The organism is Ruegeria jejuensis, from assembly GCF_041537905.1.
Lineage (GTDB): Bacteria > Pseudomonadota > Alphaproteobacteria > Rhodobacterales > Rhodobacteraceae > Ruegeria_C.
Genome location: NZ_JBGRUO010000023.1, coordinates 65,029 through 85,919, shown reverse-complemented (window position 1 = coordinate 85,919; position 20,891 = coordinate 65,029). Strand labels below are relative to the sequence as shown.

13 protein-coding genes and 3 pseudogenes are annotated in these 20,891 nt (G+C 58.6%); 11 read left to right on the top strand and 5 right to left on the bottom strand.

The annotated features are described in order from the left end of the window. Positions 1–14 precede the first annotated feature (14 nt). The 3 genes from tssC to AB1E34_RS21355 form a co-directional block, all read right to left on the bottom strand. Positions 15–1,493: a type VI secretion system contractile sheath large subunit gene (tssC, locus tag AB1E34_RS21365; RefSeq protein ID WP_372574340.1), complete on the bottom strand. Its 1,479-nt coding sequence runs from the start codon at positions 1,491–1,493 to the stop codon at positions 15–17. After that, complete coding sequence (tssB, locus tag AB1E34_RS21360; protein ID WP_372574339.1) at positions 1,493–2,017, bottom strand: type VI secretion system contractile sheath small subunit; 525 nt, start codon at positions 2,015–2,017, stop codon at positions 1,493–1,495. The genes tssC and tssB overlap by 1 nt, the downstream gene beginning before the upstream one ends. Before the next feature lie 134 nt (positions 2,018–2,151). Next, the gene (locus AB1E34_RS21355; RefSeq protein ID WP_372574338.1) at positions 2,152–3,207 is read right to left on the bottom strand and encodes a type VI secretion system protein TssA; all 1,056 of its coding nucleotides are present in this window, start codon (positions 3,205–3,207) and stop codon (positions 2,152–2,154) included. A 170-nt stretch (positions 3,208–3,377) separates the two neighbouring features. Here AB1E34_RS21355 and tssH point away from each other — a divergent pair, with 170 nt between their 5' ends. From tssH to AB1E34_RS21300, 11 genes and pseudogenes are all read left to right on the top strand, one after another. Further along, entirely contained in the window at positions 3,378–5,969 is a 2,592-nt protein-coding gene (gene tssH / locus AB1E34_RS21350; protein ID WP_372574337.1) for a type VI secretion system ATPase TssH, read from the top strand. Positions 5,970–6,060: 91 nt separating this feature from the next. Beyond that, a complete protein-coding gene (locus AB1E34_RS21345; protein WP_372574336.1) occupies positions 6,061–6,537 on the top strand; it encodes an Hcp family type VI secretion system effector in 477 nt (158 codons plus the stop codon). 113 nt (positions 6,538–6,650) lie between these two features. Beyond that, positions 6,651–7,088, top strand: a complete 438-nt coding sequence (locus tag AB1E34_RS21340) for a hypothetical protein (protein WP_372574335.1) — start codon at positions 6,651–6,653, stop codon at positions 7,086–7,088. Between the two features lie 73 nt (positions 7,089–7,161). Beyond that, positions 7,162–9,408: a type VI secretion system Vgr family protein gene (locus tag AB1E34_RS21335; protein ID WP_372574334.1), complete on the top strand. Its 2,247-nt coding sequence runs from the start codon at positions 7,162–7,164 to the stop codon at positions 9,406–9,408. 60 nt (positions 9,409–9,468) lie between these two features. Then, complete coding sequence (locus AB1E34_RS21330; protein ID WP_372574333.1) at positions 9,469–10,464, top strand: DUF2169 family type VI secretion system accessory protein; 996 nt, start codon at positions 9,469–9,471, stop codon at positions 10,462–10,464. Beyond that, the gene (locus tag AB1E34_RS21325) at positions 10,461–11,996 is read left to right on the top strand and encodes a DUF4150 domain-containing protein (protein ID WP_372574332.1); all 1,536 of its coding nucleotides are present in this window, start codon (positions 10,461–10,463) and stop codon (positions 11,994–11,996) included. The genes AB1E34_RS21330 and AB1E34_RS21325 overlap by 4 nt, the downstream gene beginning before the upstream one ends. A gap of 27 nt (positions 11,997–12,023) precedes the next feature. Then, entirely contained in the window at positions 12,024–13,136 is a 1,113-nt protein-coding gene (locus AB1E34_RS21320; protein WP_372574331.1) for a hypothetical protein, read from the top strand. A 91-nt stretch (positions 13,137–13,227) separates the two neighbouring features. After that, positions 13,228–13,617, top strand: a pseudogene (locus AB1E34_RS21315) (integrase core domain-containing protein); the annotation flags it as partial. 274 nt (positions 13,618–13,891) lie between these two features. Beyond that, a complete protein-coding gene (locus tag AB1E34_RS21310; RefSeq protein ID WP_372574330.1) occupies positions 13,892–14,302 on the top strand; it encodes a hypothetical protein in 411 nt (136 codons plus the stop codon). Between the two features lie 363 nt (positions 14,303–14,665). After that, positions 14,666–14,833, top strand: a pseudogene (locus AB1E34_RS21305) (IS630-like element ISSpo6 family transposase); the annotation flags it as partial. Between the two features lie 89 nt (positions 14,834–14,922). Further along, positions 14,923–16,292 (top strand): annotated as a pseudogene (locus AB1E34_RS21300) (IS5 family transposase). A gap of 287 nt (positions 16,293–16,579) precedes the next feature. Here AB1E34_RS21300 and AB1E34_RS21295 read toward each other — a convergent pair. Continuing rightward, positions 16,580–19,699 (bottom strand): efflux RND transporter permease subunit, encoded by a 3,120-nt coding sequence (locus AB1E34_RS21295; protein ID WP_372574329.1) that lies wholly within the window; start codon positions 19,697–19,699, stop codon positions 16,580–16,582. Further along, positions 19,700–20,854 (bottom strand): efflux RND transporter periplasmic adaptor subunit, encoded by a 1,155-nt coding sequence (locus AB1E34_RS21290; RefSeq protein ID WP_372574328.1) that lies wholly within the window; start codon positions 20,852–20,854, stop codon positions 19,700–19,702. Between the last annotated feature and the right edge of the window lie 37 nt (positions 20,855–20,891).

Genomic DNA, 20,891 nt, shown 5'->3' with positions numbered 1-20,891 from the left:
CCTGTTCCTGCATCTCAGTTCTTTTCTGGAATCCTGGCCACCATCCGCAGTGCTGTGGTCAGCTCTTCCATCTGCAACCATGGGCGCAGCCAAGCGACTGCATTGTAACTGCCGGGACGGCCAGGAATCTCTTCGACCGAGACCTTGGCGTCGCGCAGCGGGTATTGCGCGCGCGCCTCGGGGCCGGCTGCGTCATTGGCATTGACGTAGTTGTTGATCCAGCGATTCAGCCAGTCTTCGCAATCCTCGACCTCCATGAACGAGCCGATCTTGTCGCGCCCTATGACCTTGAGGTAATGCGCAAAGCGCGAGGTCGCCATCATGTAGGGCAGACGTGCTGAAATGGCGGCATTCGCCGTCGCCTCGGGCCTGTCGTATTTCTTGGGCCGATGCGTGGTCTGTGCGCCGAAGAACACGGCATAATCGGTGTTCTTGTAATGGCAGAGCGGCAAGAAGCCGTTGGCGCCCAGTTCGGCGTCGCGGCGGTCGGTGATGCCGATCTCGGTGGGGCATTTCACATCCGTATCGCCCTGATCAGTCATGAAGAGATGTGTCGGCAGCCCCTCGACCTTGCCGCCATTCTCAGCGCCGCGGATCGCGGTACACCAGCCGCTATCGGCAAACGCATTGGTCAGCCGCGTGCCCATCACATAGGCCGAGTTCATCCAGCAGTAATTGTTGTGCGGGATCTGATCGCCGTCATAAGCGATGGCCTCGTTATAGTCGAATTCGTCAATCTTCTTGGTTCGCTCACCATAGGGCATGCGCGCCAGAACACGGGGCAGGGTCAGCGTGACGAAGCGCGAATCCTCGCTGTCTCGGAAGCCGCGCCATTTGGTGTATTCGGTGCTGTCGAAAATCTTCGACAGGTCCCGGGGTTTCGATAGCTCGGTATAGTCGTCGAAGCCGAAAAGTTGCGGGCTGGCTGCCGAGACGAACGGGGCGAAGGACGCGGCCGAAACCTGGCTCAGGCTGGACAGAAGCTCGACATCCTCGAAACTGTTGTCGAACTCGTAGTCGCCGATGATCGCGCCGATCGGCTCGCCGCCCGGGGTCCCGAACTCATCCTCGTAGATCGATTTGAACAGGCGGGATTGATCGAATTCCACAGCCTTTGACAGATCGCGGCCCAGATCGCGTTTGGAGGCGTTCAGCACGCGGACCTTGAGGTTGGTGCCGGTGTTGGATTCATGGGTCAGATGCCGCAAGCCGCGCCAGGAACCTTCGAGTGTGGCAAATTCAGGCGACTGCATGATCACCGCCAGCTGGCGCGAAATCTTGGCATCGATCTCTTCGATCGCCCTGTTAAGCGTGATCGTCAGGTTTCGACTATACTGCACGGTGCCCGACAGCGCGGCGTCGGTGAGCGTCTGCATCAGTTCCGCAGCACGGTCCGGTTCGGTTTGCCGCGTGGCACCGATCACCTGGTCCAGCAGGCTGTTTTCGGTGCTTTCTACGACATCAGAGAGCTGCTTTTCGGTTTGCGTTTCCATTAGTTTTGACCCCCGTCGCTCTCGCCCTGCCGCGACTTGATCTCGCCGACGATCTTGGCGACTGCCTCATTGTCCTGAAGGATGTTCTCAAGCAGCTGCTCCAGCTCTTCCGAGCGGTCCGCCTTGGTCAGCAGATCGCGCAGATGGTTGCGGCTTTCCAGCAGCGCCTTGAGCGCGGGCACCTGTTCGACCACACGGGCGGGTTCGAAATCATCCATCGCGCTGAAGGACAGGTTGACTGCCATCATCGCGTCGTCATCTTCAACCAGGGTGTTTTCGACCTTGGTGGCCACGCCGGGCGTCATCCGTGCCATCACGTCATCGAAATTGTCGCGGTCGATCTGCACGAATTTACGTTGGCTGAACGGCGCGAGTTCTTCGGTCGGGTTACCTGAAAAATCGCCGAGCACGCCGACAACAAAGGGCAGTTCCTTTTCGACCATCGCGCCTTCGGTTTCGACTTCGTATTTGATGTGGACGCGCGGTTTGCGCACCTTTTCAAGCTTGTCGTGAATGCTGGCCAATGTCGTACTCCTTAGTAACTTATGAAAACATGCGCACCGGCTGGTGCACCTTTGGTCGGCGCAGGCGGTGAGGTGTCCACCGCCCTGTCTGCATCCTGTATCGCCACCTTGCGGACATGCCGGGCGGCGGCCCGTTAATGTGCCTCTTCTCCTGGGTCCTGAGTCTTGATGCCGGCGGTGGTCAGCACCGCCTGCCGGGCATGGTCGTCGGGGATCAATTCCTTCAAGAGGCTGACGAAATCCATTCGACCGCGCCGCACGAGCGTTTCCAGCGCATCCGCGATCGGGGAATGGGGCTCGGCCTCGCGAAAATAGACCGCAACCTCGAGCAGGCGGTTGAACGCGTCTTCCCGCGTGGCGATCGCGCCTGTGCGAGGGGTGGCCTTGGTATCCTGTGCTGCGGTCTTTTCCGGCGCGATCGTCACGGTCTCCTCCAGAACAGCCAGCCTACGCACCGTGCGCGCGGCGTCGTCGAGAATGTCGTTGATCTGTGTGAAAGTCGGAGCGTCGGCGCCGCGCAACGCGCTCAACCGTGTGTCCAGATCGCGGATCGCAAGCGCGGCGCGCTCAATCTGGTCCAGATGCCCTTGCATCGCAGCACTACCGACGCGCCGCATCGCATCGCGGACCTCTTCTTCGCCGTTGCCGTTCTGAACGTCCCACAGCGTCGCCTCGCCATAACTGCCACCGGGAATCAGAGGCAGCAATCGCAAAGGTTGCAAAAGCGCGCCGGGTCGCCCGGACCCGTTCAACCCTGCTAGAGCGGCGAAGGTATCGTCGTCCGGGTCCTCGGGACGAGGATGCAATGTAGTTCCAAAAGCAGCCACCATATCATCCATCAATCGAATAGACCTTGCGAGCCCTTCGAACCCGTCCAGACGGGTCTCCGACTCAATCAACCAGACAGCAATTTCTACATCCTTCGCATAATTGGAAAGAATCTCAATTGCCAATTGGCGAACTTCCGCCCATTCCTTTTGTGCAGGCATAAAGGACAATAATGCACCCTCAGATATTTCTAATTTGCGCTCAATCAACCTTGCCGCGGATCGCGAATCACGTAATCGGCGATATAATTCCTGTGCCCCTTCAGATACGCGCGGATTTTCGCCAACCATTGCGATCTCTTCCGTGGCGTCAGTAGGTTCTGCGGGGCTTCTCTGATCCATGGACGCGTTTTTTTCTTTCATTATCATATCTCTATGAGTCAATACTATTTATTCGCGAAATTTTCGTGACATCTAACCTCTATGTATTGTGACTTCAATTCAAGTCATCTAGTTTTGTTCTCGCCGGGCAAGTTAATCTTGTTCTCGGGTGTTTAGTAGTTTCTTTTTGAAAAGCGAGTTGTGCTTAACTCATGCCTTCAGTCGATCTTCACGCTTTGATCGCGAAGCTGTCATCCGAGCTGTCAGTTTCACTGGAATCCGCTGCGGCATTGGCGATGCGCCATTCTCATGAGACAGTCGAATTGGGACATTGGCTGATTTCTCTCATGAAAATAGATGGTTTTAATGCCCTGGTTGCGGAATCGGGCGGAGATGTCGCGAAGATCGAAGCCCAAGCCCGTGCGTCGGTCGAAGCAGCGCCTCGTGGACGATGCGGCGCGCCCGCAATGTCGCAGGCCGTGATAACGTTGGCGCGTGAGGGCTGGGTCACCACTTCGCTGCAACTCGGGGTGGTGCGTGTCACACCCGAAGCGCTCTTGCTGACATTGGTGACGGACACCGAGTTGCGCGCTGTGTTGCGGGGAACGGCCCCTGCGATGTTGCAACTCAGCCAAGGTGTGATTGAGGATGCAGCGCGCCATGCGGCCCCCGCTGCCGATGCAGATCGCGTGGGACAACCTGCCCCATCCGCAGGGGGTGAGGATTTTCTGGCTCAGTTCGCCACCGACCTGACCGAAGAGGCGCGGCAGGGGCGGGTCGACCGGATCATTGGGCGCGACGCCGAGCTGCGCCAGATGATCGATATCCTGATCCGGCGGCGCCAGAACAACCCGATCCTCGTGGGCGAGGCGGGTGTTGGGAAAACCGCCATCGCCGAGGCGTTTGCGCTCGCTATAGCCGAAGGTGACATCCCCGCGCGCCTGAGTGACGTCACGCTCTATGTACTGGACATGAACCTGTTGCAGGCGGGGGCAGGGGTCAAAGGCGAATTCGAGCGGCGGTTGAAGGGTCTGGTGGATCAGGTCAAGGCGTCGGATCGCCCGATTATTCTGTTCATTGATGAGGCGCATATGATGATCGGCGCAGGGGGCTCTGCGGGGCAGGGCGATGCGGCGAACATCCTCAAGCCCGCGCTGGCGCGGGGCGAATTGCGTACGATCGCGGCGACTACCTGGGCGGAATACAAGAAATACTTCGAAAAGGACCCGGCGCTGACGCGGCGGTTCCAGACCGTGAAGGTGGATGAGCCGGATACCGAGACGGCGATCCGCATGATGCGGGCGATTGCTCCGACATTCCGGGACCATCACGATGTCATCATCCGCGACGGCGCTTTGCGCGCGGCGGTGGAACTGTCGGAACGCTTTCTGCCGGAACGGCAATTGCCGGACAAGGCGGTCAGCCTGATTGACACCGCTGCAGCAGCGGTCAGCATGAGTCGCGAGACCACGCCCGAGGCCTTGAACCAGCGTTTGCGCGAGGCTGAGAGCTTGCAGGCCGAGATTGATGCACTGGCGTTGGAGCCGTTGACCAAGGGCTTGCCTGCGCGGCTGAAATCCCTGAAGTCCGATCTGGCGCAAGCACAGTCCGAGGCGCGCGCGCTGGAGCAGCGCCTGGCCCGGCAGCGCGATCTTGCCGCTGCGGCGGATGCGGTCGAGGCCGAAGAGGGCGAGGACACGAGAAAGCGTCTGGCCCAGGCCGAACGCGCTCTGGCGAAAGAGGCGGGCGAAACCCCGCTCGTGCATCGCGTGGTCGATGCCGAGGCGGTCGCTTCGGTGGTGGGCCGCTGGACCGGCGTTCCAACCGGGCGGCTCATGCGCAGCGAGATTGCGGCGGTTTCCTCGCTGGCCGACCGTTTGAAGCAGCGGGTGCTAGGACAGGATACCACCATTGATGCGTTGGCGGACGCAATGAAGGTTGCCCGCGCCGATCTGCGTGACCCGCGTCGTCCGCAGGGTGTGTTCCTGATGGTCGGCACCTCGGGTGTCGGCAAGACCGAGACGGCTTTGGCACTGGCCGACGAGCTTTACGGCGGGCCGCAGGCTCTGACCGTGATAAACATGTCCGAGTTCAAGGAAGAGCATAAAGTCTCGCTGCTGATGGGTTCGCCGCCGGGCTATGTCGGCTACGGCGAAGGGGGCGTGCTGACCGAGGCGGTGCGGCGCAGACCCTATAGCGTGCTGCTGCTGGATGAGATGGACAAGGCGCACCCCGGTGTGCAGGAGATATTCTATCAGGTGTTCGACAAGGGCACCTTGCGCGATGGCGAAGGCCGCGACGTCGATTTCCGCAACACTACGATCATCATGACTGCCAATACCGGCACCGCGACGCTGGCCGATCTGGCTGAGGACCCCGACGCAATGCCCGAAGGTGACGCATTGGCCGACATGCTGCGGCCCGAGCTGGCGGATGTTTTCAAACCAGCCTTTCTCGGGCGTCTGTCGCTGCTGCCCTATCTGCCGCTCGACCGCGCGGTGCTGGCGGGCATCGTCGATCTGCAACTGGCCCGGGTCGCTGACCGGCTGGATGAAAGCTACGGTGCGGCGCTGAAACCGACCCCGAGCGCCCGGCAGGTTCTGATCGACCGGGCCGAGACAGGAGATGCGGGTGCCCGCGCTATCGAGGCGCTGATCGCCCGAGATCTCATGCCGAAACTGGCAGACTATTTTCTGGAATCGCTGGCGCGGGGGAAGACCCCGCGCTCAGTGGTCGTCGATACGGATGCGGATGGAGGTTTCGTGATCTCCGCCTCCACACCCAATCGACGCAGTGTGAGTTGAAGGGACGCGCCGCAAATTCATACGTACCGCCCCCTTTGATGTTACGAAGATCGACCATCTAACTGGTGCTAGAAAACTATCGGAGTTTTGAATGCCTATTTACCTGCAACTGGACGGAATCCCTGGCGACGCAACCCATGAGACTCATAAGAGCTGGATGGACATTGAGTCGATCCACTGGAATGTCGCGCGGAACATGAATACCGCTGCGGGTTCGACCGCAAACCGCGAAGCGTCGGAACCGACAGTGAGTGAAGTTGTCCTGACCAAGGTCAGCGACAGCTCATCGACCAAACTGTTCGCCGAGGCCTGCACTGGCCGCACCGGCAAGACCACCGTGATCCATCTGGTGACCACCGGTAATCCGGGTGACACTTATATCGAGTACAAGCTGACCAACACGCTGGTCTCGAACTATTCGGTCGACAGCACGGGTGATCGACCGGTCGAAACCGTCAAGCTGAACTTCACCAAGATGGAAGTGAAGTACATCCCGCATGACGATCAGCATAAACCGATGTCGCCCATGATCGCGTCTTACGACCTTTCGACGACACGCGCGGCCTGAATCAGCGATGACTTATGCCGGATCGCGCCCGCGCGCGGTCCGGATATTCCGGTGCACACAGCCGCCCGGTTCAGACAACACGCCCGATCTCATCGCAATGCGGAGACGCAGATATGGCCCTCGTCCAGGATCGCCCGAAATATCGTTACATGACCGTGCCCCGAGGTCAGGGAACACGGCACAGATCGTATCAGAAGAAAACCGGAAGCCTCGCAGAGGTGGCTCATTGGGGTGTTGGCGCTCTGGCTTGGGCGATCAACCAGCACAAGATCTCACAAGAGATGGAGGTGTTGGCCCCACAGATCGAACAGATGATGACAACCGATGGCGGCGTCATGGTCGCGCATTTCTACAAGCGCGCGCCTGAGCTATCGGGGAACGCGGATAAGCCGATTTTTACTGGCGCTGCTATTGTTGGCGCGGGCTGTACCGCTGCTGAAGTTGCCGCGCAATGGCGCGCCCGTCTCGAAGGGCCGCAGATCCGACCCTATTACGGCAAGGGCTGGACAACCGAAGACCATCTGATCTGGATCACGATGTCGGACCACTGAAACCGGGGTGGTGCCGTTCTTTGACGGCGGGGCAACCCGTTGCGTGACAGGTCTAAACTGCAAGGTGTAACACATGAACGCGTCATCCGATTTTGTTCAGGCGGAACGTATACTGCGCATCGACGGGCTGCTGGGCGCGGATGAGTTGCTGGCCGAACGCCTTGTGCTGAACGAAGGCGTGAGCGCACTGTTCGAGGGCACGCTGCAACTGCGCTCCAAGCGGGATGACCTCGCGCCGGACCAGATCGTTGGCAAGCTGGCCGATGTCAGCCTGGAACTTGGCAATGGCACGCGGCGGGTCTGGAACAGCCTTGTCACCAATATGACCATGGGACCCAAGGTGACGCGAGGGTTGCAGTCCTATCGGTTGACTTTGCGGCCGCAGATGTGGCTGCTGAGCCAGCGCTCGGATTGCCGCAGCTGGCTGGACAAGAGCAGCGTCGAGGTCTGCGAGATGCTGCTCTCGGAACATGGCCTGCCCGCGCCGGTGACCAGCGGTATCGTGGCCCCCCCTGAGCCGCAGCACTACTCGGTTCAGTACAATGAGACCGATCTGGCCTATCTGACACGGCGGCTGGAAGAGGATGGGGTTTTCTACTGGTTCGAGCACAAGACAGGTGAGCATGTTCTGCATATCGCCTCCCATGTGGCCGGATACACAGGCGGCGAAAGGGTGCGTTTTGCCCATGGCTCGACCGACCGGAATCACATCAACAGGTTCGAAACCTCGTTCAGCTACACGCCGGGTTTGCGCACGGCGCGGGACTGGAATTTCCAGACCCCCGGCATGGTGCCCGAGGGTGGTTCGCCCAGTCTCGTGAACCTGCCAAAGAATGGCAGCTACGAGCTGTATGAATTCCAGACGGTCGGGGGCTACGGTACGGGCCGGGCCTCGGACGCGATCGACAACGCCGCGATGGAGCGGCAGATGAAACTGCGCATGCAGGCGAGCGAGGCCGATCATCGGCGGGTCGATGGCGCGTCAAACACTCGTACTCTGAGGGCAGGGGCCAAGTTCACACCCTATGACGTGGCCAATCCCGAGAATGTCTTTGACGAGCATGTTGTGCTGGCCATTGAGCATGAGGCCACCGATGCCAGCTATGAGACCGGCGGCGGTCAGCCCGATTATCAGAACCGCTTTCTTGCGCTGCCCGCGGATGTGCCCGCAACCCCGCATCGTGCCACCCCGCGCCCACGCATTGATGGCACCCAGGTGGCGGTGGTGGCTGGCCCCCCGGGCGAGGAAATCCACCCCGACGAATATGGCCGAATCAAGCTTTGGTTTCCGTGGGACCGGCGCGCGAAAAAGGATGGCGGCGATACGGCTTGGGTGCGGGTCATGCAGAGTTGGGCCGGCGCAGGCTGGGGTGGCCAGGTGATCCCGCGCATCGGGATGGAGGTGATGGTCACCTATCTCGATGGCGATCCTGACAGACCGGTCGTGACCGGCGTCGTGCCAAACCAACGCCAGAAGGTGCCCTATGAGCTGCCAGAGCATAAGACAAAATCGATCATGCGTTCCAACACCCACAAGGGAGACGGGTTCAACGAGATCACCTTTGAGGACCAGAACGGCATCGAGAACATGTTCTTTCATGCCCAGAGGGATCAGACGACCCGGGTGCTGAACGACCGGACCAAGCGAGTGGACCGGCACGAGGTGGCGGCGATCGGTGCCAATCGTGCGGTTGAGGTCGGCGGCAACCAGAAACACGAAATCGGCAGATCGATGAACACCGTGGTTGGCGGAACGGGGACCTCGGCTTTTGCCCTGATGTCGGCGGTTAGCGGTATGGCCGGGCACACAGCCGGGCTCCTTAAACAGGCGGGCGATGTGGCCGGTGGCGGTGGGCCGGCGCTTTCAGCCTTCGCCGGAACGCTGGCCTCGTCAGCGCTTGGTTTCCTGGGTGCGGGCGGGCTGGCCAGCCGATCCGGTTTGGTGGGCGGGGACAGCAACCGCCCGGATGCCGGGCGCGCCCTGGGTGATGCCGGCAGCGGCGTGGGGAACGCGGCCGCCGGGCTTTTTCCCATGCCGGGTGTGATGAACACCATTGTTGGCAGTTTCAAATCCGACACGATCGGTATTGCCCGTGCTGAACAGATCGGTACCAGCAAGGTGACAAATGTCGGCTCCACCTCTCTGGAAAGTGTTGGAAAATATAAGAAAATCGCCGTTGGAGAGGAATTTGTCATCGAATGCGGCGACAGCAAGTTCATCATGAAATCCAATGGAGAGGTTCTAATACTGGGTAAGACGTTCAACTTCGTAGCTACGGATCACTTCCAGATGCGCGGCAAACCCATCGATATGAACTGATCGCCAGTGCACCTTATCAACCGGACACATCTTGCAGCTTTGGCTTTCCGGCAATTCGACATGGAGGGAGCTCTGGATGTCGTGGTCGCCGTGCGCGGACTTTTTGAACATCGCCAAGATGCAGCGGTGGCTGAGAAGCCGTCCGACAATGTGTTTCAATGGCAGGATGTATATGATGCAGATCCGCATGGCTCACCGCTGCTCATACAAACCGATTTGGTTCCCGAAAAACCCGGTACGGATGTCACGTTTCTGGGCGAAAGCTATCGGCCTGATGATGGGCGGACGAATTGGCGTTGCGGTTTGAAGCTGGGACCAATCGACAAGACCCTGCAAGTTACGGGCCCTCGCCGGTGGGAGGCGAAGCAAACTTCTGTGACCCGGCGCATGGCCTGGGAGATCGGCTCGGTGGATTCGGCGGATAGTGTCCCGGTAGATTGGCGGCTCACTGCGGGCGGGCCGCTGATCGGCCCCGAAGGACCGGATGCCACCACCATTGATCCCCGCAACCCGATTGGTTTGGGGCGGCCCGATGCCGACGCGCCTGACACTGCGGAGTATCGCGCGCCTCAGATTTTGCGGGTGGACGAGACCGAGCCGTGCCAACCCGCTGGCCTCGGGCCTCTTGCGCCGTTCTGGCAAGATCGCAGCCAATACGCGGGAACTTATGACGAGGCGTGGAAAGCAAACCGTCATCCACTTCTGCCTCGAGATTTCGATAGCAGGTTCTGGCAATGCGCGCCGCCGGATCAGATCGCAACTCCGCATCTTCGGGGTGACGAGACCTACTGTCTCAGGAATTTGCACTGGGAGGTGCCAGAGGCGAAAGGCGTATTGCCCGGCATAGACCTGGCCGTTCTGCACGAGGATAGCGGGATCGCGGACTGGCATGTGCTGGCGCTTGATGGCGTACAGTTTGACTGGCGGTCGGATGCGATGGTGGCCCTGACTTGGCGGGTGCGCTTCCCCCTGCCCAAGGCGCAAACGGCAAAACTGACACTGCAACGGGTCAGATTGGTCCCGCAATCAGAGGTCCCGGAAGAGGAGGTCGCATGAGCCTTCCCGGCGACGACTATGTTGGCGAGCCCGGCTATCCCGCGCCCTGGACCACCTCGACCCCGCGAGAGGGCTTGCGCGACAGCGACGCGGCTGTGGTCGTCTCGCTGGCGCCCGATGTGTGCAAATCCACCAAGACACCGATCCCTTATCCGGTGGTCGAGTTTTGCGGCCATGACGAAGGCTACACTCCCTCGGTCCGCTTCACCGGTCAAAAGGCGATGGTGTTCCGGTCACACACCACGGATGTGCATGGCGACGAACCCGGCCGCGGCGGTGGCGTCGCCTCGGGCACCTGCGGCGGCATCTGCGAGCCCATCGAACACGCCGATCAGGTCCGTGCCGAGGGCAGCCCGGTGATCCGGCATCTCGACCGGTTCCACATGAACAACCGCAACACCGAAGGTGAAGCGATCTTCGTGCGCGACATGCTCACCTACGCCGCGCCAGAGGATGATGACCCTCTACCGGGCTCCATGCGATCCGAAAAGGTGTTTATTGATGGTGCGGAGTATCAGGTGGCCGACGCTTCGGGTGGGACCATCAACTTCTTTAGCCCACCCGCGCCGGGAACCTTTGTCGAGGTGCCGCCTATTCCTGGGACACAAACCGCGCCGCAGCCACAACCTGAGCCATCTAGCCCTTCAAACGGGCCGAAAATACCCTGGAAATGGGGGTTGAAAGGACTTGGCCCGTTTGCGCTCCTCTTCACCGGCTACGAATTGGGCGAGGCCGAGAACCAGCGCGCCTTCGATGATCCCGAAGGCTATATGGCCCGCGAAGCCCGGATGTTTGGCGGCGTCGAGAGTTTTGACGCCGGTCAGCTTGAGATTCACGAACGTGCGGTGGAACGGTTGCGCCAGGGGACGCCGCAGGGTTTCGTCCGCGATGACTATTATCGTGAGATGCAGCGCTACCGGCAGCAACGCGAACTCGACCAGTTACTGCGCGGGCCGAAACCCGAACCTGAGCCCGAGCTCGAGGAAGACCCGTTGCCCGTGCCACCACCGGGAACTGGCGCCCGGATCACGCAGCGACAACGCTACCGCAAGAAATGTGAGGTCGATCGCTATGGGCGCATGAGCAAGATATGCGGTCAATACGGCATGCAAGCACATCATATCGTGCCCGACTACACCCTTCGCTATGGAACGCGAAAGGAAGGTGAAGAAGGTATCAACCGTATTCCAAACATGCCTAGCCTTGACGACGGCATGTCGATCTGTGTGGTTGGGAATGCGGCAACAGAGGAAACCGAACACAATCGTGCGCATTTCGCGGATGCGGCTATTGCTGAGTTGGGCTTGGGGGCTGATCCACCCCATACCGCCCGGTTAGCAGATGTCGTTCGAGAGTCGCGGCGTGCGATGGTCGCAGTGCGGCCAGATTGTGCGGCTCAAATTGTCCGGGCACTAGCTCAACAATACGGCCCCCGCAATCCGGACCAATTACTTCGGACCAAGAACAGACCGCCTTTGCCAGCGGAAACCATTGAGGCCTTGCAATCGGGTGCAACAGCTTCGATGCCATAGACCAGATACAATAGCAGGAATGAACCGATGATCCGTTTCACCCGCGCAGTCGCGGCTTCCGAAATCAGCCTGTCCGTCAGTGCTACACTTGACACCGCCGAGCCCTACGAGCCGAGCGCGCGTCTGTATCAATACGAACACCAAGGCCATGACCCGAGCGGTGAATGGTTCTACGAGAACTTTCGGATGAGCGTCCAGGATATCCTGTTCGCGCGCGATATCGGAAACGACGTGCGACCATCTTACTACACGATCTTGTCGGCAGATGGCGAAGTGCAACATTTGGCCCGTCCGGCACAGTATCTGGAAATTATTCCGGGCACTGGAGCGGCAGAAGATAACAAGAACATCGGTTGTACGTATACGTTGCGTCAAATTGGTGATCACCTTTATGTAGTTGGCGCAGGTGGGCAATTCTACAAACGCTATAGCAGGGATGGCTGGGCGCTGCTTTCAGAGACGTTGCTGTTCGATCCGAAAGCGGAGCGGCGGCGTACGGCGGAAGAAGAAGCCAAAGGCAACTCAGAGCCGGAATTCGGCACTGAGGAATGGATTGAATGGAGTATCGCAGACTCACTAAGGCCGCCAGCCTCCCGAAACATCCTCTTCAACGACATAGCGGGCCTCACTGAAGACGCGATCTACCTCTGCGGCGAGGTCGGCCCGGGCTCGAAGCCGGTTCTGGCCTATTGGAATGGCGGAACGCTCGAAGAACTCAAAGTCCCGATGGAGGAAGCGGCCCTTACCGGTATCTATATCGAGAGCCCTGATGAGGTCTGGATCTGCGGGCGCGAAGGGGTGCTGCTTCACGGCAGCCATGCGCGGGGGTTCAATCCGGTCCCCGGAAACCGGCGCCTGAACCTGTTCCACCACATCACACCCTATCGTGGCAAACTGGTCATGCCGGCCAGTGTACGGCCAGGGGGGCTCTGGGAATACGATCCCAATACCGGAATGTTTGGCCATTTCGAACCACGTCTCCCGCCGTTGACCAAATCTCCCGCGGACCGCAACGAACCCGATGGCGGCCCGTTTTTTGCGCAAGCGGTGGGTGATGTCCTGTGGGTCGTGGCCTCGCGTGACATTTTTCGCTTTGACGGTAACGGCTGGGAACGCATCAAGCACCCCGATCGTCCTTGATCTGCACATGGGGGAGCTATGAGACAATGATCCCCCGCACAATAGAGAATGCCATTGGTGGACGATTGAAAGCCGACGTTCCTCGCCGGGCATGGTCGCCGACACATCCCTGTCCGGCCTGCGTGTCACGCGCGAGCTGGATCGGATCATCGCAGATCGGGGCAGGCCCGGCACTATCGTCTCGGACAACGGCACCGAATTCACCAGCATGGCTATCCTGCGATGGGTTCAGGACACCGGGATCGACTGGCATTACATCGCGCCGGGAAAACCAACCCAGAACGCATTCATCGAAAGCTTCAACGGCAAGCTACGCGATGAATGCCTCAACGAAACGCTCTTCAGCTCACTGGCCGAGGCCCGTGAAACGCTGGAAGCATGGCAGGAGGATTACAATACCAACAGACCACATTCGGCGCTCGGAAATCTGACGCCGAGAGAATTTGCTGAGAAAACAAACATGGACAAACTGGCCGCGTAAGGACATCAACCAAACCCCAAGGACTCTCAGACAGATGGAGGAAACTCGGGGCTCAGGTCAAAAGAGATATATGAAGAGGGGCCATGAAAGCGAAGTGGCGGTGCGAGCCAGAGATTCGTGCGATAATGGAAACGGATTTTGCCACAGCGCCACACGCTCAACTCGTTAGAACTCGTATGGCACGCCCAATCCCGAAGGGCGACACGCTAAAAGCACTCAAGGAGGGCTGGACCCAAGCGGAGTTTGACGATTGGGTAACGATGGGACGACCAGAATGAAAGTACAGTTTTCGCGGATTGTGGCACGTAGCCGCACAAATGTTACGCTTGTGGGTTTGCCCGAGTTCATCGAAGAAGCGCCTGGACAGGTTGAACCCTTTACGCCCTGGTGTTTTGTCATCAGTTTCGATGAAGGCCGGATCGGCGACAAATGGGTCTGTCAAGAGCTTGAACAATCGGTAGCCAGGCTTCTTATCATCGATGACCCAGAGACTGGCCGATCAAGCTATGCCTCTATGTCTTTCGATGGGGAATTCAACAGGTTCTTGCCATCAGGAATTGCGACAGAACAAGTGCCAGAAGCAGGTCTTAAGGGGGGCAGTAGTTCATGGCCAGATCAATGGCGTGGAGCAAATTGGCGGGCACATTTATGCTTGTGGCAGTGGTGGGCAATTTATGAGACGTGAGCAGTCTAGGGCTTGGGGAACAGTCACCGACAGATATCGTTTGAGCGTGCAGGATCGAAAAGAAAAGCAGCGGCTCTGGGAAGTCGATAACCCTTGGCCATCTGGACAAGGGTATGGAAGATGGTTTTTTCATATGTAGAGATATGTTGATAGTTTTTCTGTCCAGTTCACTAATCTTGGCGGCCTCCGAGAAGATGAAATCTATCTCGTCACCCAAGGCGCAGACAGAGACAATGGCGAGATTTTTTTCTGGAATGGCGAGACGCTGAAGGAGCTCCCCAACCCCGGCGGCGAAAAGATGAACGGCTTTCTCTTCGAAAATGAAAACCGTGTCTGGATCTTCGGCCGTAAAGGCATGTTGCTCTAAACCCGATCGAAACGGCCTTCTCGAAGCTGAAGGCGCATTTGCGAAGGATCGGGGCCAGGACATTCGATCAGATGTTCGATGCACTCGCCGAAATCTGTAATCTGTTCACGCCACAGGAATGTTGGAACTACTTAGTTCGCGCTGAACAAGTTTTATCTTGCTGATTTTGTTTGGTATTATCGCAAGTTTGTTGAGCTGGAAGTGCAAGGTTTTGTATTGTGATGGCAGAAATCCTGCAATTTAGAGCCGTGAAATGAAGCCACAAAAGCCGCCTCCGGAACAAGACGATCTCTGGCGCTCGCGTCTCGTTGAGATGATCGACCTGCGCCACGAGTTGGTGAAACTGGCCGCCTTGATCGATTGGGAGGTGTTCGAGCGGGAATGCGCTGGATTGTTTCCCTCCCACACCGGCCGACCGGCGATATCGACGCGCCTGGTTGCGGGCCTGCTTTACCTTCAACATGCTTATGCGCTCTCGGACGAGGCGGTTGTGGCGCGATGGGCCGAAAACCCTTATTGGCAGCATTTCTGCGGAGAGGTGTTCTTTCAACATCGTCTGCCGCTGGATCCCTCATCGCTGACACGCTGGCGCAAGCGGATCGGCGAGGAAGGTGTCGAGTGGATGTTGACCGAGACGATCGAGGCCGGCAAACGCGCCGGGACGGTGAAGGGCAACGACCTCAAGCGGGTCACGGTTGACACCACGGTGATGGAAAAGACCATCGCGCACCCGACCGACGCTCGCCTGTATGAGACGGCCCGGCGCAAGATGGTCGGGCTGGCGCGCGCGCGGCCGGGATCGGCCTGCGCCAAAATTACAACCGTCTCGGACCCCGGCTGGCCAGACAGGTCGGACGCTACGCCCATGCCCGTCAATTCAAACGGATGCGCAAGGCGTTGCGCCGGCTCAAGGGCTACACGGGCCGGGTGCTGCGCGACATCGAACGGCAATTGGACAAGGTTGCGGAGGGTCCATTGCGACAGCGCCTGCTGGAGTTGATCGCACTTGTGAACCGGCTGCTGGCGCAAAAGCCGAAGGACAAAAAGAAGCTCTACAGCCTGCATGAACCTGCGGTGGACTGCATCTCGAAGGGCAAGGCGCGCAAGCGTTACGAGTTCGGCACCAAGGTCAGCGCCACCACCACCAACCGGGGCGGCTTCGTGGTCGGGATGCGGGCCCTGCCGGGCAATCCCCATGACGGTCACACATTGCACGAGGCGCTGGGGCAGGTCGAGATACTGACCGATCAGAGACCGGAACTTGCCTTCGTCGACCGCGGGTACCGCGGCCACGGCATGGAGCATGTAAAGGTCTTCATGACCGGCGCCCGGCGCGGCGTCACCCGAACCATCGCGAAACTCCTGCCAAGGCGCAGTGCAATCGAGCCCATGATTGGGCACATGAAAACCGATGGCCGCCTGACCAGATGCCCGCTCAAGGGAACCGAAGGCGACGCGATCTTTGCCGTGCTCTGCGGCTGCGGACACAACATTGGCATGATCCTGAGCTACCTCAGGGACCTCTTGCGCCGCTTGTTCTGGCAGCACATCCTGCTCCGCCAGATCAACCATGCCGAAATGGTGGCCAACCAGCCCGTTCAAACATCCATGACGCCAGCCTGAAAGCCTTGTTCAGGGCGAACTACTTCTGTGAGGCTGGGTATGGATCAGGTTAAAGGCTCGGGACTTTAGCGTCGGATTTCACGGACTTCCGACGAACTGCATGATCCAAGACAGCACAAAATGAGCGGTGAACATGTCTGGTCTTTTCTGACTGAACGACGAACAATTGGCGCGTCCTGAACCTGTCTACACCTCCAGATCCACTTTGGAGGAACGATAGCGTGGTAACGTCACCTTGAAGCACCTGAGGGAGCGGGTCCGGTAATCGCAACGTTTACAACACGGTCTCATTCGGAGATTGCTCGCTTGCCTGACGCACGCTCCCGCACCCGTTCAATAACGACGTACAGAACCGGCACCAACACAAGGCTCAATACAGTTGCAACTATCATGCCCCCGAAGACGGCGGTTCCAAGGGACCGTCGGGCAGCAGAGCCAGCGCCACTGGCAATGACCAGCGGCAGAACGCCGAGGATGAAAGCAAACGCGGTCATCAGCAGCGGCCTGATACGGATGCGCGCTGCTTCCATTGCCGATTCCTCGACCGACAGCCCCTCTTGGCGGCGACGCCGGGCAAACTCGATGATCAGGATGGCCCCTTTGCTTGCCAGACCAATAAGCATGACCAGCCCGATCTGGCAGTAGAGGTTATTGTCATAGCCGCGTAACCACTGCGCCACGAGCGCGCCGAAGATCGCAAGCGGGACCGCCAGCAAAACCATCAGGGGCATGACGAAGCTTTCATATTGTGCGGCCAGAAACAGGAAGGCAAAGACAACCGCCAGCCCGAACAGGATCGGAGCGACATTCCCGGCCTTGAGTTCCTGATAGGCATTGCCTGTCCATTCGAAGCTATAGCCCTGCGGTAGCGTCTGTTTCGCAAGGCTGGTCATTGCAGCAATGGCCTGGCTGGAACTGTGCCCCTCCCCAGCGGCGCCGTTTATGCTGGTCGAGCGGAACAGGTTGTAGTGGTTGATGGTACGAGCCCCGATCTGCGGCTGTACCGTCACCAACGCGCTCAGTGGCACCATGCCGCCCTGGTCATTGCGTACATAAAGCCGACCGATATCCTCTTCGGCCTGTCGGGCATTTACGTCGGCCTGCAAATAAACTTTGTAGACTCTGCCGTAGATGTTGAAATCGTTGACGTAGATGCCCCCCAAAAAAGTTTGCAGCGCATCGAATACGTCATCGACCGAAATGCCTTCTGTCAGCGCTTTGGCCCGGTCCAGTTCGAGATGGAGCTGTGGCGTGCTGGCAGAAAACGGACTGAACAGGCCGGAAAGTTCGGGCCGGGCATTTCCAGCCGCAACCATTTCCTGCGTTATCTGTTCCAGATCCTGCAGTGAGCCGCCGGTGGTGTCCTGCAATTCGAATTGGAACCCGCCGGTTGGAGACAGGCCGAAGATAGGCGGCGGATTGAATGTGGTAAGCACCCCACCCGGGAGTTCGTCGAACTGCGCCTGCGCCTGCGCCATGAGCTCGGTTACGCTTTCACCCGAGCCTTTCCGCTTGTCCCAGGACTCGAGAACGGCGAACAGGTTGCCCTGGTTGGAGGCAGTAGTGTTTGTGAGAAAACTGAAGCCTGCGAAAGTGATGACGCCTTTGACTCCGGGCAGATCATGCAGGATTTCGTAAGCCTCGTCGACGACCTTCTGGGTCTGTCCCAGCGCCGTACCTTCTGGCGTCTCAAGGCTGATGATGAAATAGCCCTGGTCTTCGTTTGGGATAAATCCAGCGGGCACCACAGTAAACATGTAGACAGTTCCTGCCAAAAGAGCAGCGAACGCCAATGCCACCGGTTGCCATACCTGGATGAACCAGCCAACCACTGCCTCATAGCGGAGCGTAAACCAAGCGAACCCGGCATCGAAGCGTTGAATGATCTTGGCTTTGGGTCGGGCACCGCCCAGCAGCAATCCACACAGGGCTGGGCTAAGCGTCAGGGCGTTGATCGCCGAAATGGCAACCGCCGACGCGATGGTCAGGGCGAATTGCTGGTATAGCTTTCCTGTCAGGCCCGGCATCAAGGCAACAGGTATGAACACGGCCATAAGCACCAGTGAGGTGGCCACAATCGGGCTGGTGACCTCATCCATGGCCCGACTTGCGGCCTTCTTTGCGTCTGTTTCGCCGTTCTCGATATGGCGCGAGACGTTCTCGACCACAACGATTGCATCATCGACGACCAGCCCGACTGCCAGCACCAGACCGAACAGTGTCAGCAGATTGATGGAAAAACCAAGGGCCAGCATCAGGGCGAAGGTGCCGATCAGGCAGACCGGAATTGTAATCACCGGAACAAGCGCCGCCCTGAGGTTGGGAAGAAAGATGACGATGACAAAAACGACAAGCAGGATTGCCTGCCCAAGCGTGAAAAGAACGTCCCGGATTGCCTCACGATCGAAATTGGTCGTGTCGTAGATGACCGTGTACTCAAGACCTTCAGGGAAATCCTGGGACAGCTCGGCCATGGTTTCGCGAACCTGCGATGCCAGTTGCAGGGCGTTCGCCCCGGGAAGCTGCATGATACCAAGGCCAACTGTTGGGCCACTGTCCAGCGTGGAAGTGAACGAGTAATCTTCGGCGCCCAGTTCCACGCGCGCCACGTCCTTCAGCCGAATGACAGCGCTGTCGTCGCCTACACCCAGGATGATATCCTCAAACTCTTCCTTGCTATCGAGCCGTCCCTTTGCGGTCAGTGTCAGTTGGAATTTTTGATTGTCGCCCGTAGGGGGCGCGCCCAGAGAACCGGCAGCGACCTGCTGGTTTTGCTGGGTAATCGCGTCGTAGACGTCAGAAGCGGTCAAGCCGAGGCTTGCCATCTTTTCGGGATCAAGCCAGATACGCATCGCGTACACCCGCTCGCCCCAAACCATCACCGTACCGACACCCGGGATACGCTTGAGCCGGTCGGTTATGTGGATGTCCGCATAGTTTGAGATGAACAACTCGTCGAACTGTCCGGTTGGTGAAATCAGGTTGACCCCCATGGTCAGGTCAACCGACTCTTTTGTAACCGTCACGCCAGAGGCAACAACCTCATCCGGAAGCTGCGCCATCGCCGTGGAGACTCTGTTTTGTGTGTCCACTGCGGCAATGCTGAGGTCATAGCCTTCCTCGAAGGTCACGGTGATATTCGATGTTCCATCGTTGGAACTGGTCGATGACATGTAAACCATGCCCTGAACGCCGTTTATCTGCTCTTCCAGGGGAATGGTTACCGTTTCTTCGACCACTTCGGCGCTGCCACCGGTATAAGTGGCGCTGACGACCACCGTCGGCGGCACAACCTCCGGAAATTCTCCAACGGGAAGCAGGGGTATGGAAATCAACCCTGCGATTACAATGACCAGGGCAATCACCGAGGCAAAGACGGGTCTGAAGATGAAGAACCGGCTCAGCATTTAGCCATCAGCCTTATTGCCATCCAAGCCGTCGGATGGCTTTTTGATTTGCACGGCCATGCCTGATCGGACCCGTTGCTGTCCTTTCACGATGACCGTTTCACCTTCTTTTAATCCGGTCATGACGATGCGCCGACCTTCATAGGTGCGGCCAACAGTTACGCGGCGCATGTCTGCCTTGTCATCTTTGCCGACAACAAACACAAAGAACCCGGCCTGATCCTGCGCAATCGCTTCTGAGGGTACGGTTACCTGCCCTGACTGTTCGGCAAGCTGGATGTTCACAGTCGCATATTGACCGGGGCGTAACGTCTTTTGTGGATTGGGGAAAACCGCCCGCACAGCAATAGTGCCCGTCGTGGGATCAACACCAGGATCGGAGAAGTCGAGCGCGCCTGAATGTGGATGCACGCTGCCGTCAATCAGGGTGATCTCCACCTTCAGATCAGGATTGGCCGACCTGTATTTTTCCAACTCCAAAAATTGCGTTTCACTGGGGCTTACATAGACATAGAGCGGCTCCATTTGGACAAGCTCGGCCAATACCGTGTCATTGGCTGATACGATATTGCCGACATCCTGAAAAACCCGCCCGATACGTCCACTGATCGGAGCCGATACGGTGGCGTAGTCAACGTTGACCTGCGCTGACTCAACCGCCCCCTGGCTGCTGTCGAGATCGCCCTGTGTTTCGGCTGCGGTGGTGGTCTTTTGGTCCAATTGCTCCTGCGCGACTGTTCCGTCACTTGCCAAAGCAGTAAACCGCTCCTTCTCCCTGTTTGCGAAATCCAGGCTGGCCTGGTTCTTGTCTCGCGCGCCTTCGAGGCGTTTGAGCTCAGTGGTGTAGGGGCGCTGGTCGATAACGAATAGGGTGTCGCCTTTGGCAATGTCGGAGCCTTCTTGGAAGGGCCGGGCCTCAACATGACCGTCGACACGCGATCGAATGAAAACGGTGTTGGGCGCTTCGGTACGTCCCGTCAGTTCGAGATAGAGCGGTACGTCTTCTGCCGTTGCCTTTTCAACGACAACCTTCGGCGCTGTGGCTGCTGGTGCTTCCGACTTTTTCTCGTAGCAACCCGCTAGCGGTGCCAGCAGGCACAACATTACTAACTGGCGCAGGCTCCTGTTCTTAGTCGTGATCGGCCGAAAACGCACTCATTCCCCCCAAATTACGTAACCCTTGTTCATGATT

Coding starts and splice junctions, on each gene's coding strand:
- AB1E34_RS21330 (WP_372574333.1), top strand. CDS start 9,469: ATGGAGGGAGCTCTGGATGTCGTGGTCGCCGTGCGCGGACTTTTTGAA.
- tssH (WP_372574337.1), top strand. CDS start 3,378: ATGCCTTCAGTCGATCTTCACGCTTTGATCGCGAAGCTGTCATCCGAG.
- AB1E34_RS21325 (WP_372574332.1), top strand. CDS start 10,461: ATGAGCCTTCCCGGCGACGACTATGTTGGCGAGCCCGGCTATCCCGCG.
- AB1E34_RS21340 (WP_372574335.1), top strand. CDS start 6,651: ATGGCCCTCGTCCAGGATCGCCCGAAATATCGTTACATGACCGTGCCC.
- AB1E34_RS21320 (WP_372574331.1), top strand. CDS start 12,024: ATGATCCGTTTCACCCGCGCAGTCGCGGCTTCCGAAATCAGCCTGTCC.
- AB1E34_RS21355 (WP_372574338.1), bottom strand. CDS start 3,207: ATGAAAGAAAAAAACGCGTCCATGGATCAGAGAAGCCCCGCAGAACCT.
- AB1E34_RS21345 (WP_372574336.1), top strand. CDS start 6,061: ATGCCTATTTACCTGCAACTGGACGGAATCCCTGGCGACGCAACCCAT.
- AB1E34_RS21295 (WP_372574329.1), bottom strand. CDS start 19,699: ATGCTGAGCCGGTTCTTCATCTTCAGACCCGTCTTTGCCTCGGTGATT.
- AB1E34_RS21335 (WP_372574334.1), top strand. CDS start 7,162: ATGAACGCGTCATCCGATTTTGTTCAGGCGGAACGTATACTGCGCATC.
- AB1E34_RS21310 (WP_372574330.1), top strand. CDS start 13,892: ATGAAAGTACAGTTTTCGCGGATTGTGGCACGTAGCCGCACAAATGTT.
- tssC (WP_372574340.1), bottom strand. CDS start 1,493: ATGGAAACGCAAACCGAAAAGCAGCTCTCTGATGTCGTAGAAAGCACC.